Genomic DNA, 14,504 nt, shown 5'->3' on the forward strand with positions numbered 1-14,504 from the left:
AATATGCAGCAATCAAAAGAAGAACGTGTTCATAGCGTATTTGAAAAGATTTATGGCAACTACGATAAAATGAATTCAGTCATCAGCTTTCAGCAGCACTTAAGATGGCGCAAAGATACAATGAAAAAGATGAATGTTCAAAAGGGTTCAAAAGCTCTTGATGTATGCTGCGGTACAGCCGATTGGTCCATAGCGCTTGCTGAAGCCGTAGGAGAAAGCGGTAAAGTAGTAGGTTTGGATTTTAGTAAAAATATGCTAAAAATCGGCGAGGAAAAAATTAAGGATCGGAAACTGAAGCAAGTGGAGCTTGTACATGGAAATGCAATGGAGCTCCCTTTTGCGGACAATTCCTTCGATTATGTTACAATCGGTTTTGGACTGCGCAATGTTCCGGATTATCTGCAGGTATTAAAAGAAATGCACCGTGTTGCAAAGCCTGGCGGTATAGCAGTGTGTCTGGAGACTTCTCAGCCTACCCTGTTCGGATACAAGCAGGCTTATTATTTCTACTTCCGTTTTATCATGCCTATGTTTGGCAAACTTTTTGCCAAAAGCTTTAATGAATATTCCTGGCTGCAGGAATCAGCCAGAGACTTTCCAGGGATGAAAGAACTTGCAGGAATGTTTGAGGAAGCAGGCTTTAAAAATGTCACATTTAAGCCTTATAGCGGTGGTGTGGCTGCTGTACACATTGGAACGAAATAAAAATAATAACTTGTTCTGTATGTTTCTCATCGAACGATAGAGAATAGATCAGACGGGATCGATAAGCTGGGTGAGTAAGCAAATGAAATTGAAAATGATGTATTCATTTTTAAATTCAGATTTAACTGTTATAGAGAACGAGCTTGAGGAGACCATTAAGGCAGAGTCTCCTCTATTGCATCAGGCATCCCTGCATCTGCTGCAGGCCGGGGGGAAAAGAATCCGCCCAGTTTTTGTTTTGCTTGCTGCAAAATTCGGAGAATATGATATTGATAAAATTAAAAACGTAGCGGTATCACTGGAGCTTATCCATATGGCGTCGCTAGTCCATGATGATGTTATTGATGATGCAGAACTCCGCCGGGGGCAGCCTACCATTAAAGCAAAGTGGGATAATAAGATTGCCATGTATACCGGTGATTATATTTTCGCGCGCGCTTTGGAATTAATAACCAATGTGGAAAATCCGCATGCTCACAAAATTCTCTCTCATACCCTTGTGGAACTGTGCATAGGTGAAATTGAGCAAATTAAAGATAAGTATAACTATGATCAGAATATAAGGACATATTTCCGGAGAATTAAAAGAAAAACAGCCATGCTTATTGCGGTGAGCTGCCAGCTTGGCGGCATTGCGGCTAATGTAGAGGAAGGTATACATAAAAAGCTCTTTAAATTCGGCTATTTTGTGGGAATGTCGTATCAAATTATTGACGATGTCCTGGATTTTGTCGGTACTGATAAAGAGCTTGGCAAGCCGGCAGGAGGAGATCTCCATCAGGGTAACATTACACTCCCTGCTTTATTTGCGATGGAGGACAGGACCATCTGTGATCAAATCAGCAGAGTCCACGAAGGAACTGAACGAAGAGATATAGAGAAAATAATTGCCTTGGTCAAAGACTCCGGTGCAATTGAAAAATCCCTGCAAATTAGTGATAAATATCTGCAGAAAGCCTTGGGGGTTCTCGAAGAGCTGCCTCCTTCCAGGTCAAAGAAAGCTTTGCGGGATATTGCTAAATTTATAGGCAAAAGAAAATTTTAATCCGCCAATTAATTGCCAGCACTTTTACAGGGTGCCGGCAATTTTGTTTTTCCGGGAATTATTAAGTAAAAGCGCTTTCAGATTTCTGTTGCTAAATTTTCAAAACAATGTTAATATTTTCGTGGATTAACATAAATCACTATACATAAGTTTTAGGAGTGGAATTCAATGGAAAGAACATTTTTAATGGTTAAACCAGACGGAGTGCAGCGCAATCTAATCGGGGAAATCGTTTCCCGTTTCGAAAAGAAAGGCTTTCAGCTTGTAGGCGGCAAGCTAATGAGCATCAGTCAGGAACTTGCGGAAGAGCATTATGGAGAGCATAAAGAGCGTCCATTCTTCGGAGAACTTGTTGACTTTATTACGTCCGGACCAGTTTTCGCAATGGTTTGGGAAGGTGAAAATGTTATCGCTACAGCTCGTCAGATGATGGGTTCAACAAATCCTAAAGATGCTGCTCCTGGAACAATCCGCGGAGAATTCGGCATCACAGTTGGAAAAAATGTAATCCATGGATCAGATTCACCGGCAAGTGCTGAACGTGAAATCGGCCTTTTCTTCAAAGAGGAAGAAAAAGTGGAATACAAAAAGCTAATGAATGAAGGGATTAACTAATATTCAAAAAAGTACTTGTCCCTGACAAGTGCTTTTTTTGTAACCGAATTCATTTTTACAGATAGCGGGCATGGATAAAAGGAGACACATGCTCACCAATTATTATAAGAGGGGAAAAGGAATGGCTAACGATTATCAGGATTTTATTCTAAATATAAAAAGAAATACAGGGATCGATCTTTCTCTGTACAAAGAAGCACAAATGAAGAGAAGGCTGATATCATTGTATGAGAAAAAAGGCTTTAATTCATTTGGAGATTTTTTTAATGGCATAGTCAAGGATAGGGAACTCCTGAATGATTTTTTGGACAGGATGACGATAAATGTTTCCGAATTTTACCGAAATGCGCAGAGGTGGGAGGTGCTTGAAAAAAAAATCCTGCCGGGGCTATTAGAGCAGAATAGGAATCTGAAAATCTGGAGCGCAGCATGCTCCACTGGTGAAGAGCCTTATACAATTGCCATGATTTTATCAAAATTGCTGCCAATATCCCAAATAAAGATTACTGCAACAGATATTGATGAAAATGCCCTGGCGAGGGCCCGGATTGGTGTATACCCTGAACGTTCGCTTAATGAAGTTCCTGAAACGATTAGACAGAAGTTCTTTTGGCGTGAAGGAAGTTATTATAAAGTATCAGAGGATATAAAAAAGACGGTAATTTTTAAAAAGCAAAACCTCCTTGCAGACGATTTCGGCGGGCCTTTTGATTTAATTGTATGCAGGAACGTTCTTATTTATTTTACAGAAGAAGCAAAGGATCAGCTTTATCATAAATTCAGCAGCGCATTAAGAAAAGATGGCATATTCTTTGTTGGGAGCACTGAACAGATTTTTAACGCTGGCCGTTATCACTTGGAATCTGCTGAAACCTTTTTTTATAGAAAAGAATAAAAATAGCAACAGCATAGGGGATTATTTTCAGACATCCTCTTTTCTTTGTTTTTCCCGTTTTGTAGTAAATAACTATTCGTGTTAAAATGGCTCCATTCATAATAAGAAATAAAATATTATAGGAATTTTCAATTTTATCTATTCTTATATTTATCATTATGTTATATTGATACATAATCCTTTAATGAGTTGAAGGGGGAAAGAGTTTTGAGATATCTTACATCTGGTGAATCTCACGGACCGCAGCTGACCACTATAATAGAAGGCCTGCCTGCAGGAATGCCGCTGATTGATTCAGATATTAATGAAGAACTTGCCAAACGCCAGAAAGGATACGGCAGAGGCAGAAGGATGCAAATTGAAAAGGATACTGTTCAAATAACAGCGGGTATCAGGCATGGATATACATTAGGATCGCCGGTGGCACTCGTTGTTGAGAATAATGATTGGAAGCATTGGACAAAAATTATGGGCCAGGACCCGCTTAATTCTGAGGATGAGGGTGAAGTAAAGAGAAAAATATCCCGTCCCCGTCCAGGCCATGCTGACTTAAATGGAGCCCTTAAATATGGGCACAGGGATATGAGGAACGTGCTGGAGCGATCTTCAGCCAGGGAAACCACAGTGAGGGTGGCAGCCGGTGCAGCTGCCAAAAAACTGCTCTCTGAATTGGGGATTGAAATTGCAGCCCATGTTATTGAAATTGGCGGGGTTGTTTCAGGCAAAAGAGATTATTCTTCACTAAAAGAGTTAAAGGAAATCACAGAAGACTCACCTGTCCGCTGTTTAGATCAGGATGCCGGCCAAAAAATGATGGATGCCATTGATTCCGCTAAAGAAAATGGCGATTCCATTGGCGGAGTAGTTGAGGTTATTGTTGAAGGCATGCCTCCGGGAGTCGGAAGTTATGTACACTATGACCGCAAGCTCGATTCAAAGCTAGCAGGGGCAATGGTAAGCATTAATGCATTTAAAGGTGTTGAGTTTGGCATTGGCTTTGAGGCTGCAAGGAAGCCCGGAAGTGAAGTTCATGATGAAATCGCATGGGATCCTGAAAAAGGCTATTATCGGAAAACAAACAGGCTTGGCGGCTTAGAAGGGGGCATGACAACGGGGATGCCTATTGTCGTCAGAGGAGTGATGAAACCAATTCCTACCCTCTATAAGCCCCTTCAAAGTGTCGATATTGAAACAAAGGAACCCTTCTCAGCAAGCATAGAGCGTTCTGACAGCTGTGCAGTGCCTGCAGCAGCAGTCGTTGCAGAAAATGTAATTGCCTGGGAACTGGCTTCAGCTATTGTCGATCAATTTTATTCTGACCGGTTCGAAGCTTTAAAAGCTTCGGTTGAACAGCAAAGAAAATTTGCGAGGGAGTTTTAATGAATAGTATTTCAATTAAAACCCCCGGAAGGACCTATCCAGTTTATATAGGGTCAGGGGCAATTGAAGGATTGGAATCATATATTAAAGATACTTTTCCGGCTATGACCAATTTAATGATAATCACAGATGAAACGGTCCGGACCATACATCTTCCTGCTCTGGAAACAGCACTTAAGGATATAGAGGCAAAAGTCTGCACAGTGCCAAGCGGGGAGAAAGCCAAGACTTTTGAAGTTTACTATCAATGCTTGTCATTTGCTTTGGAACATAAGCTTGACCGAAAATCTCTTATTCTGGCTTTTGGCGGGGGAGCTGTCGGAGATTTGGGAGGTTTCGTTGCAGCCACATTTATGAGAGGGATACCTTTCATTCAGCTTCCTACAACCATATTGGCGCATGACAGCGCCGTTGGTGGGAAAGTGGCCATCAACCATCCTTTAGGAAAAAATATGGTAGGGTCTTTTTATCAGCCTCAAGCCGTATTTTATGACTTGGATTTTCTTGTTTCCCTTCCTCAAAAAGAGAGGCGCTCAGGGTTTGCAGAAGTTATAAAGCATAGCTTGATACATGATATGAACTTTTATTTGAGTCTTAAAAACAACATCCGCTCGCTTGATGGCATTCCTTTTGATGAAATAAGCGGGATGCTTACAAAGGGGATAGAAATCAAAGGCAGGATCGTTGCTGAGGATGAAAAGGAAGCGGGTGTTCGTGCATTCCTGAATTTCGGCCATACCCTGGGCCATGCAATCGAAGCAGAAAAAGGCTATGGAGAATGGACACATGGAGAATCTGTCGCAGTAGGAATGCTATTCGCACTCCAATTAAGTAAAAAAATGCTTGACCTGCGTTTTGATGTTAACGAATTCCGGCGATGGCTTGATCAGCTTGGCTACAAAACCGGCCTCCCGGAAGATTTATCACATTCAAAACTGCTGGAAAGGATGAAGCAGGATAAAAAATCAGAAGGCCAGAATGTCCGCTTTGTTCTTTTAAAAGAAGTGGGTAAGCCCGTTATACACCAAGTTTCTGATGATGTTATTCTGCAGGAGCTTGCAACATTTTTAAAATAAACAAGGAAGTCTTTATTATTAAGAGATAAAAAGGCTGGTGTATCAGCTTTGGGAGGTGCTGCAAGTGATTCGAGGGGTGAGGGGAGCCGTCACCGTAGATAAGAATAGTGAGTCTGAGGTATTAGAAGCAACTGAGCTGCTGATCAGACAAATGATTCGGGAGAATAAGATTAAATCTGAGGATGTTGCTTCTGTATTTATATCCGTTACGGAAGAATTGACAGCAGCCTTTCCTGCAAAGGCAATGCGTTCAATAGAGGGCTGGACTTATGTTCCTGTCATGTGCATGAGAGAAATACCTGTTGAAGGATCACTTCGGAATTGTATTAGGGTTATGATGCATGTGAATACAGGTGCCCCTCAGCAGAATATCTGCCATATATATTTGCGTGAAGCCATCCAGCTTCGCCCGGATCTAAAGGCCACAGACTCTCCTTAATGGAGAGTTTTGTGATAATATTGGAGCAGATCAAATAATACTTTAATACGATAATAAGTAAAAGTGATGAAAAAGAGGTGGATTTGAATGAAATGGAAGGAACAGCTGTTGAATTTAACTCCTTACCAGCCGGGAAAATCAATTGATCAAGTAAAAAAGGAATACAGTCTGGATAAAATAGTTAAGCTTGCTTCAAATGAAAATCCGTTTGGATGCTCTGAAAAAGTTCTTTTTACTATGAATCAGTCACCATCTTTTTTTGCTCTGTATCCCGATGGTTATGCTTCTGAACTGCGGTCGGCTCTGGCTGGACACCTAAGCATACAGGAAGATCAGCTGATCTTTGGCAACGGCTCGGATGAGATTATTCAAATGATTTCCAGAGCTTTATTAAGTCCGGAAACAAATACTGTTATGGCTGCGCCAACATTCCCTCAATATAGGCATAATGCTGTAGTAGAAGGTGCGGAGATAAGGGAAATTCCATTAATTGATGGGGGACATGATCTTGATGGAATGCTGGCTGCAATCGATGAAAACACAGCTGTAGTATGGGTTTGCAGTCCAAACAATCCGACAGGGAACTATGTTAATGAATCTTCATTGCTTTCCTTCCTGCAAAAGGTGCCTCGGGATGTATTGGTTGTCCTTGATGAAGCTTATTATGAATACGTAATAGCTGAAGATTACTACAATGCATTGGATTTGATCCGGAAATTCGAAAATTTGATTGTACTGCGTACATTTTCGAAAATTTATGGCTTAGCAAGCCTTCGGGTAGGCTATGGAATTGCAGATCCTCAAACGATCAAAGCTCTGGAGCCGGTTAGGGAGCCGTTCAATGTGAACAAGTTTGCTCAGGCAGCAGCTGCTGCAGCCATTGGAGATCAGAATTTTATCGAAGAATGCAGACTGAAAAATCGGGAAGGTCTGGAACAATTCTATACTTTCTGTGAAGCACATGAGCTGGAATACTACCCTTCACAGGGAAATTTCATTTTAATCAACTTTAATGCCGATTCTAATGAAGTGTTTCAATTTTTGCTTGAAAAAGGGTATATCGTCCGTTCCGGCAAAGCACTTGGTTTCCAGGGATTTGTCCGTGTCACAGTAGGATCTAAGGAACAGAATGATGGAGTGATATCCGCAATGAAACAATACCTTGCAAAGCAGGCTGCGGCATTGTAGGCAATATATGAGGTCTTAGTAATAATACTTTTTTGAAAACCATTCAGAGGCACAGAGATGCCTCTGAATTATTTTTAATAAAGGCGGTGAGAGAATGAGAGGAAAAATCTTTATTATCGGCCTTGGTTTGATCGGCGGTTCTTTGGCATTATCAATAAAAAGGAGCCATAGTGAGAGCATGATCATCGGCTTTGATGTAAATAAAGAGCAGGGACGCCTTGCTGAAATGCTTGGGGTCGCAGATGAAATTTCTGTAACTATTGAAGAAGGTGCAAAAGACGCCGATTTAATTTTAATAGCTGCACCTGTTCAGGAAACACAAAAAATAATACATATATTAGAAGAGTGTGAATTGAAAAGCACGGTCATCATTTCGGATGCAGGCAGCACTAAAAAGGAAATTGTCAGCTGTGCTAAGGTACTGAAGGAAAAAGGAATTACTTTTATCGGAGGCCACCCTATGGCTGGCTCCCATAAGAGCGGTGTTACTGCAGCAAAAGCATTGCTTTTTGAAAATGCCTTTTATCTTCTCACTCCTGAAGACCATATTTCCCCCGCAGAGATTGAAAGGTTAAAAGAATGGCTCTCAGGGACGAAAGCAAAATTTCTGACCATATCGCCTGAAGAACATGATAATATAACTGGTATCGTGAGCCATTTCCCGCACATGGTGGCTGCCTCTCTTGTCCATCAGGCAGAAAAAACAAGCCGTTCGCAAAAGCTGATTCCAAGACTGGCTGCTGGCGGATTCAGGGATATTACCAGGATTGCCTCCAGCAGCCCTGCAATGTGGAGAGATATCCTGCTTCAGAATAAAGAAGTGCTGCTTAAGTTAATGGAGGATTGGCAGGAGGAAATGGAGAATGTTAAAACAATCCTCAAGGAAGAAAACAGTGAAGGTATATTTGAGTATTTTTCCCATGCAAAACGGTTCAGGGATGAGCTGCCGCAAAAAGAAAAAGGGGCAATTCCGGCATTTTATGATCTATTCGTTGATGTTCCTGACTACCCTGGTGTCATTTCAGAAATCACTGGATATTTAGCCAAGGAAGAGATCAGCATCACCAATATCAGAATACTGGAAACAAGAGAAGAAATTTATGGAGTCCTGGTTATCAGCTTTCAGACTGAAGAGGACCGGGAAAGGGCAATTAATTGCTTAGAACAATATACAAGCTATGAAACAACCATTGGTCTATAGGCAAGCGGTAAGACCTTTATTAAACCAGCAAAGGGTGATTATAATATGACTCCGGCAAATTTGAGGTCAAATCTTAAAGGATTAAGCGGAGAAATTGCGGTACCAGGTGATAAATCCATATCTCATCGATCTGTGATGTTTGGATCAATTGCAAAGGGAAAGACTGTTGTAACCAATTTTCTGCTTGGTGAGGACTGCTTAAGCACAATAGCATGCTTTCGCAAGCTCGGAGTATCTATTGAACAGGAAGGCAATAAAGTCACCATTATGGGGCAGGGGATGGATGGATTACAGGAACCCGAAGAATTTTTGGATGTTGGCAATTCCGGTACGACCATTCGCCTTATGATGGGAATCCTTGCTGGCCGTCCATTCCATACAGTCCTTGTCGGGGATGAATCAATAGCAAAAAGGCCAATGACAAGAGTTACTGCGCCTCTAAGTTTATTTGGAGCGAAGATTTATGGCAGGAAGAATGGAGAATTTACTCCTTTATCAGTAATTGGAGGACCGCTGGCAGGGGTAACCTATGAGCTTCCTGTTGCGAGTGCACAGGTAAAATCATCGCTGCTCTTTGCCGGTCTGCAGGCCAGCGGGGAAACAGTCATTATTGAACCTATGAAGACGCGTGATCATACCGAAAGAATGATTAAGCAATTTGGCGGGGAAGCTGATGCAGATGGGCATACTATTCGGATTAAAGGCGGACAAACACTAACAGGGGCGGAAATTCATGTTCCTGGCGACATATCTTCTGCTGCCTTCTTTCTGGCTGCAGGAGCCATTGTGCCTAATAGTGAGATTAAATTGAAAAACGTCGGGCTGAATCCTACAAGGACCGGCATCATTGATGTGTTGCAGCAGATGGGTGCAAATATTAGCATTGTGCCATATGAAAATGGATCAGCCGAGCCTGCAGGAGATATTACCATTAGAACATCTGACCTTAAAGGAACCGTTATCGAAGGGGCGCTCATTCCCCGGCTTATCGATGAAATTCCTATTATTGCCCTGCTTGCAACTCAGGCAGAGGGAGAAACAGTAATCAAGGATGCAGAAGAACTTAAAGTCAAGGAAACGAATCGCATTGATACGGTTGTCAATGAACTGTCAAAGCTTGGAGCTGATATTACTGCAACGGAAGATGGAATGGTGATCAGAGGGAGATCATCCCTTTCAGGAGGAACTGTTTCAAGCCATGGGGACCATCGAATCGGAATGATGCTTGCGGTTGCCGCTGCCATTTCAAAGGGGGAAGTTCAGCTTCATCTGAAAGAAGCTATTTCTGTATCCTATCCGTCGTTTTTCGAACATTTTGAAAGCCTTATTTCATAATCGTAAAAAAGAGCTGTTTTCCTGCAGCTCTTTTTCTATTCAATTAGTCATATTTATGTAAAAAATTCATAGCTTGTCATAAGACCGTTTTAGAGGGTGGTTTTATGACTTATATTATTGAGAATGCAAATATTTTAAAGGAAGACAAGCTGATAAAAACATCACTGCTGATCAAGAATAATGAGATTTCACTGATGCAGGCAGAAATGAAAAGGTTTCAGTTTGCCAGAATGGATGCCGAAGCATTTATTATGGCTGCAGGATTTGTGGTTCTGGATACATCTATACCGCTGGAAATGTCTTTTTCAGAACTCAAAGAGTATTATATAAGGGAGTTCCTATTAAAAGGCTGTACTGCTTTCCTGACAGCCGCACCTGTAAAACATGAATATTCCATGAAGAGTGATCTTAAATGCTTTAAGGCAAGTTTGTTAAGCAGCCCAATCGATTATATTATTGGTGTTAAGATTCCTGTACGTCTCCTCACACCTTCTTTTATGAGAAGATGCAAGAGGGAAAGGATTCCTGTTGTCTTTGTTGAAATACAGGATGCAAAGGAGCTTGAAGCTGTTCCATGGGGTTGGCTGCGTGAAGCTATGTTTCCTTACAATTGCCCGCTTGCCCCTATCTTTGCATGCAGGAACGAAAAGGAGAAAAGCAGAATTAATACATTATGGAAAAAACTGATGCAGGAGCAGAAAATCCCTTCTATGCCAAATGAGCTGAACGAACACGAACCGCTATCCCGGTCAGTCCTATCCAAGGCAGGAATTTACCCGTTAAAAGGAAATATCCATCAGGGTAGTGAAGTCAGCTATAATTTATACGAAAAACCTGGTGAAGGTCTTACCGTTGAAGAATCACAGCTGTTTCATTATCATAGAGATAAACTTGCTGTCTCTGTTCTGAAGGGAAAAGTAATACGAGCCGGACAGGAAGTGATTTTTCGTTCAGGGTACGGCGAGCATGTTAAAATCAGTACACCAGCTTACTTTAAAATAGCCGATTAGCATTCGAAAGGAACTTAGTATGGATAAAGTAAATAAAATCATTACTCTATTAGAAAACGGTCATCACGAAGAAGCATTGGAGAGCTATCAGCAAATACTGCTGGATGGTTCACATGAAGAAAGGTTCCTGCTGGCAGAAGAACTGTTCCAGTATGGATTCCTTGAGGAATCAAAAGCATTATATGAACGTCTTCTGGAAGCATATCCGGAAGAAGGGGAACTGCTGGTTCTGTTAGCTGAAACACATATTGATCTTGGACATGAAGAGGAAGCCATCCTCGTTCTCGAAAGAATAAATGAGCATGACCCAAGCTTTCCGCAGTCGCTTCTCCTATTAGCAGACCTTTATCAAATGGATGGTCTATTCGAGGTCAGCGAACAAAAGCTGCTGAAAGCAAAAGAAATATTGCCTGATGAAGTAATAGTAGATTTTGCTCTGGGTGAACTCTATGCAGAGCAGGGAAGATTCCTGGAAGCAAAACGGATTTACGAAAATGTTCTCGGGAAAGAGGAAGTCATTGCAGGCATAAATGTAAATCAGAGAATGGCGGATATTCTCAGCGCAGGAGGGGCATTTGAGGAAGCCCTTCCTTATTACGAAAAAGCGCTTGATGATAAACTGGAGATTAATACCCTTTTCAGCTATGCTTTTACAGCGCTGCAAGCAGGCTTTAACCGTACAGCAATTGAAAAATTGACAGAACTGAAGGAACTTGACCCCGAGTATCATTCACTGTATTTATACCTTGCTCAGGCATACGAGCGGGAGGAAGAGGCTGGAAAAGGCCTTGAAGCGGTGAAGGAAGGCATAAAACAGGATGAATTTAATAAAGAACTATTCTTCTATGGCGGTAAGCTCGCCCTGAAAAATGGCAATGAAAAAGAAGCTGAAGATATGTTCAGGCAGGCTCTTGCGCTGGATCCCGAATATGTCCAGGCAGCCATTTATTTAAATAGACTGCTTCTCCAGCAGGAAAAATATGAAGATGTAATCGAGATCACTGATATTTTGAATGAGCTTGAAGAGCCGCAGCTTATTTGGGATTCAGCTGTTGCCTTTCAGCATACTGAAGAATATTCAGAGGCATTAAACAAATATCAGCTTGCATATACTTTCTTTAAACAGCAGCCTGATTTTCTTTCAGATTACGGATATTTTTTAGCAGAGGAAGGAAAAAGGGAAGAGGCTGCCGAAATTTTTAATACACTAATTAAATTGGAGCCAGGCAATGAAGAGTATCTCGATGTTCTGGAAAGACTCACTGATGATTTTCTTGCTTAAATGAGGAAACTGCTTTTTTAAGCGAAGGGTGACCTTATTGTAATTTCAGTTAGGCCAAATTTGTCTGTAAGCAGAGGAGGGAATCAAAAATGGCGACCCCTGTATCTGTCAACGAGAAAAAAGATTTTATCCGCTGGTTTTTAAACCATTATCAGCTCAAAAGAAGAGAATGCGTATGGATTCTCAATTATTTGATGAGCCATGACCAGCTTATGGAGAAAGTGCATTTTGTGGAGCAGGCACAGTATTGTCCAAGAGGCCTCATCATGTCCACCCATTGTGTGGATGAAGTACCTTTCCGTTTTTATAAAGAGAATGTAATGACCACAGATGCGGAGAAGTCCTTCCATGATATCCGCTTAAACAGGGATGAAGAGATTTACATTCAGCTTAATTTCCATGCTTCCAACAAAGCCCATCAGTATGCAGCTGTCATGGAGGAAAACCCCTTTATGCCAAAAACACTGCAGATTAATGAAAAGGACCGGCTGATCGCTGAAAGGTTCCTGACAGAAAGCCTGGAGAAATTCAGAAGAGAAAAACTCCTTGAGCTGATTGATGAAGCACTGGATAAGCAGGATAAAAAAGCCTTTAACATTTTGACTCAGCAGCTGAATAAAATAGAAATAACCTAAGCCTTGCTTTTATAAAAGCAGGGCTCTTATTTTGTCAGCGACCTTATAGCGTAATCTGATTTGAAGCACTCTAATCATTAATGATATATTAAGGGAGGCAAATATATGTAATGGAGTGAATGATATGAAATGGGTATCCCAGGATATCGAAATGTTCCTTAAAGAAAAGCAATATGTAGACACTGCAGTTCTGCCGCTCCTTCCGGTATCATTTGGCGATGATATCAAACAGTCAGTAGCCATGACAGAATTTATATCGCTTCTAAGTGTGCAGCTTGAACGGCAATTCAGAGGGCGGCTGATCATGCTTCCTGGCTATGCCTATCTGAAATCAGCAGGGGAAGACAGCCTGCTCAGCGGCTTGGGCAAATGGGAAGCAGAATTGAAGGCACAGGGATTTAAGCACATATTCCTTCTAACTTCTGACAGCATGTGGAAATCACTTGAAGACCGCTTGGAAGGAGGTTTGATTTGGCTGCCATCCCTGCCTCTTGAGCATATGAATGAAAACTATCGAAATTCCATTCTGGATGACCAGGTAAAGCAGCTGTTGAATTTATTCGTCCAAAAGTGGCAAAATGGTGAATAGTGTGAATGTTAAGTCGCTCTATTTACATGTTTCGCCAAAGGATTATATTGACCTTACATAAAGATTGATATATCATTGTTATGTCCTAGTTTTATATTGTGTTGAATTTTGTCCGTTGGACTTAACTTCATAATAGAGGGGGGAAAAGTATGAGCAAAAATCGAGTTTCTAGACGTCAATTCCTAAACTATACACTTACTGGTGTAGGCGGTTTCATGGCAGCTGGCATGCTGATGCCGATGGTCCGTTTTGCGGTCGATCCTGTATTGCAGGCAGCTGGTGAGAGTGATTTTATCCCAACAAAGCAAAAAGTGGCTGAAATTACTGAAACGCCAACAAGGGTTGATTACACATTTGAACAGCAGGATGCTTGGTACACATCCGAAGTTACCGGCACTGCTTGGGTTTATAAGGATGAAAAAGGTGAAATTGTAGCATTGTCTCCAGTATGTAAGCATTTAGGGTGCGTAGTTGACTGGAATACTGACAAATCAAACCCTGATCATTTCTACTGCCCTTGCCATGGCGGCCTTTATACAAAGGATGGGACAAACGTTCCAGGTACACCGCCGGTTGCAGCGCTAGATGTATTTCCTTACACAGAAAAAGATGGCTTTTTGTATTTAGGCAAGGCTGAACCGCGAAAGGAGGCGTAATAATTGTTAAACAAAATTTATGATTGGGTAGATGAACGTTTAGATATTACGCCGATTTGGCGGGATATTGCCGACCACGAAGTTCCTGAACATGTAAACCCTGCACATCACTTCTCTGCATTCGTTTACTGTTTTGGCGGTCTGACGTTCTTTGTAACTGTAATTCAAATTTTATCCGGTATGTTCCTGACAATGTATTATGTTCCGGACATCAAGAATGCCTGGGAATCTGTGTACTACCTTCAAAATCAAGTAGCGTTTGGACAAATTGTCCGCGGAATGCATCACTGGGGTGCGAGCCTTGTCATCGTCATGATGTTCTTACATACACTTCGTGTGTTCTTCCAGGGCGCTTATAAGAAACCTCGTGAATTGAACTGGGTTGTCGGAGTACTGATTTTCTTCGTAATGTTGGCTCTTGGCTTGACAGGATACTTGCTTCCGTGGGATATG

At 41.5% G+C, this 14,504-nt stretch carries 16 protein-coding genes; all 16 read left to right on the plus strand.

Going from position 1 to position 14,504, the window contains the following annotated elements; all coding sequences use genetic code 11:
* The first annotated feature begins 3 nt into the window (after nt 1-3).
* A complete protein-coding gene (menG, locus tag ACEQ1T_RS17905) occupies nt 4-705 on the plus strand; it encodes a demethylmenaquinone methyltransferase (protein ID WP_206838212.1) in 702 nt (233 codons plus the stop codon).
* Between the two features lie 82 nt (nt 706-787).
* Nucleotides 788-1,750 carry a heptaprenyl diphosphate synthase component II gene (hepT, locus tag ACEQ1T_RS17910; RefSeq protein ID WP_206838210.1) on the plus strand — a complete coding sequence of 321 codons (963 nt, stop codon included), beginning with the start codon at nt 788-790 and terminating at the stop codon, nt 1,748-1,750.
* 168 nt (nt 1,751-1,918) lie between these two features.
* The gene (ndk, locus tag ACEQ1T_RS17915) at nt 1,919-2,365 is read left to right on the plus strand and encodes a nucleoside-diphosphate kinase (RefSeq protein ID WP_370224044.1); all 447 of its coding nucleotides are present in this window, start codon (nt 1,919-1,921) and stop codon (nt 2,363-2,365) included.
* 121 nt (nt 2,366-2,486) lie between these two features.
* The gene (locus tag ACEQ1T_RS17920; RefSeq protein ID WP_206838205.1) at nt 2,487-3,260 is read left to right on the plus strand and encodes a protein-glutamate O-methyltransferase CheR; all 774 of its coding nucleotides are present in this window, start codon (nt 2,487-2,489) and stop codon (nt 3,258-3,260) included.
* 207 nt (nt 3,261-3,467) lie between these two features.
* Nucleotides 3,468-4,640 carry a chorismate synthase gene (gene aroC, locus ACEQ1T_RS17925; protein WP_206838203.1) on the plus strand — a complete coding sequence of 391 codons (1,173 nt, stop codon included), beginning with the start codon at nt 3,468-3,470 and terminating at the stop codon, nt 4,638-4,640.
* Complete coding sequence (aroB, locus tag ACEQ1T_RS17930) at nt 4,640-5,716, plus strand: 3-dehydroquinate synthase (RefSeq protein WP_206838201.1); 1,077 nt, start codon at nt 4,640-4,642, stop codon at nt 5,714-5,716. The genes aroC and aroB overlap by 1 nt, the downstream gene beginning before the upstream one ends.
* A gap of 64 nt (nt 5,717-5,780) precedes the next feature.
* Nucleotides 5,781-6,155 (plus strand): chorismate mutase, encoded by a 375-nt coding sequence (gene aroH / locus ACEQ1T_RS17935; protein ID WP_206838199.1) that lies wholly within the window; start codon nt 5,781-5,783, stop codon nt 6,153-6,155.
* A gap of 87 nt (nt 6,156-6,242) precedes the next feature.
* Nucleotides 6,243-7,343 (plus strand): histidinol-phosphate transaminase, encoded by a 1,101-nt coding sequence (gene hisC / locus ACEQ1T_RS17940; RefSeq protein ID WP_206838198.1) that lies wholly within the window; start codon nt 6,243-6,245, stop codon nt 7,341-7,343.
* A gap of 94 nt (nt 7,344-7,437) precedes the next feature.
* Nucleotides 7,438-8,544 (plus strand): prephenate dehydrogenase, encoded by a 1,107-nt coding sequence (locus tag ACEQ1T_RS17945; protein WP_206838195.1) that lies wholly within the window; start codon nt 7,438-7,440, stop codon nt 8,542-8,544.
* 45 nt (nt 8,545-8,589) lie between these two features.
* On the plus strand, nt 8,590-9,879 hold the full coding sequence (gene aroA, locus ACEQ1T_RS17950) for a 3-phosphoshikimate 1-carboxyvinyltransferase (protein ID WP_206838192.1): 1,290 nt from the start codon (nt 8,590-8,592) through the stop codon (nt 9,877-9,879).
* A gap of 104 nt (nt 9,880-9,983) precedes the next feature.
* Complete coding sequence (locus ACEQ1T_RS17955) at nt 9,984-10,889, plus strand: hypothetical protein (protein WP_206838191.1); 906 nt, start codon at nt 9,984-9,986, stop codon at nt 10,887-10,889.
* 19 nt (nt 10,890-10,908) lie between these two features.
* Nucleotides 10,909-12,171: a tetratricopeptide repeat protein gene (locus ACEQ1T_RS17960; RefSeq protein WP_206838189.1), complete on the plus strand. Its 1,263-nt coding sequence runs from the start codon at nt 10,909-10,911 to the stop codon at nt 12,169-12,171.
* Nucleotides 12,172-12,260: 89 nt separating this feature from the next.
* On the plus strand, nt 12,261-12,806 hold the full coding sequence (locus ACEQ1T_RS17965) for a ReoY family proteolytic degradation factor (protein ID WP_206838187.1): 546 nt from the start codon (nt 12,261-12,263) through the stop codon (nt 12,804-12,806).
* A gap of 124 nt (nt 12,807-12,930) precedes the next feature.
* The gene (locus tag ACEQ1T_RS17970; protein WP_206838185.1) at nt 12,931-13,395 is read left to right on the plus strand and encodes a YpiF family protein; all 465 of its coding nucleotides are present in this window, start codon (nt 12,931-12,933) and stop codon (nt 13,393-13,395) included.
* A 149-nt stretch (nt 13,396-13,544) separates the two neighbouring features.
* On the plus strand, nt 13,545-14,051 hold the full coding sequence (locus ACEQ1T_RS17975) for a ubiquinol-cytochrome c reductase iron-sulfur subunit (protein WP_009332737.1): 507 nt from the start codon (nt 13,545-13,547) through the stop codon (nt 14,049-14,051).
* Between the two features lie 3 nt (nt 14,052-14,054).
* Nucleotides 14,055-14,504: menaquinol-cytochrome c reductase cytochrome b subunit (qcrB, locus tag ACEQ1T_RS17980; RefSeq protein ID WP_370224046.1), on the plus strand; the 450-nt coding region annotated here is incomplete at its 3' end.

It is taken from the genome of Cytobacillus sp. (assembly GCF_964223445.1).
Taxonomy (GTDB): domain Bacteria; phylum Bacillota; class Bacilli; order Bacillales; family Cytobacillaceae; genus Cytobacillus.

Bases quoted from the DNA above. Each gene is read 5' to 3' on its own strand.
- hisC (WP_206838198.1), top strand. From the start codon at position 6,243: ATGAAATGGAAGGAACAGCTGTTGAATTTAACTCCTTACCAGCCGGGA.
- ACEQ1T_RS17955 (WP_206838191.1), top strand. From the start codon at position 9,984: ATGACTTATATTATTGAGAATGCAAATATTTTAAAGGAAGACAAGCTG.
- ACEQ1T_RS17960 (WP_206838189.1), top strand. From the start codon at position 10,909: ATGGATAAAGTAAATAAAATCATTACTCTATTAGAAAACGGTCATCAC.
- hepT (WP_206838210.1), top strand. From the start codon at position 788: ATGAAATTGAAAATGATGTATTCATTTTTAAATTCAGATTTAACTGTT.
- ndk (WP_370224044.1), top strand. From the start codon at position 1,919: ATGGAAAGAACATTTTTAATGGTTAAACCAGACGGAGTGCAGCGCAAT.
- ACEQ1T_RS17970 (WP_206838185.1), top strand. From the start codon at position 12,931: ATGAAATGGGTATCCCAGGATATCGAAATGTTCCTTAAAGAAAAGCAA.
- aroA (WP_206838192.1), top strand. From the start codon at position 8,590: ATGACTCCGGCAAATTTGAGGTCAAATCTTAAAGGATTAAGCGGAGAA.
- ACEQ1T_RS17975 (WP_009332737.1), top strand. From the start codon at position 13,545: ATGAGCAAAAATCGAGTTTCTAGACGTCAATTCCTAAACTATACACTT.
- menG (WP_206838212.1), top strand. From the start codon at position 4: ATGCAGCAATCAAAAGAAGAACGTGTTCATAGCGTATTTGAAAAGATT.
- ACEQ1T_RS17965 (WP_206838187.1), top strand. From the start codon at position 12,261: ATGGCGACCCCTGTATCTGTCAACGAGAAAAAAGATTTTATCCGCTGG.
- ACEQ1T_RS17945 (WP_206838195.1), top strand. From the start codon at position 7,438: ATGAGAGGAAAAATCTTTATTATCGGCCTTGGTTTGATCGGCGGTTCT.
- ACEQ1T_RS17920 (WP_206838205.1), top strand. From the start codon at position 2,487: ATGGCTAACGATTATCAGGATTTTATTCTAAATATAAAAAGAAATACA.
- aroB (WP_206838201.1), top strand. From the start codon at position 4,640: ATGAATAGTATTTCAATTAAAACCCCCGGAAGGACCTATCCAGTTTAT.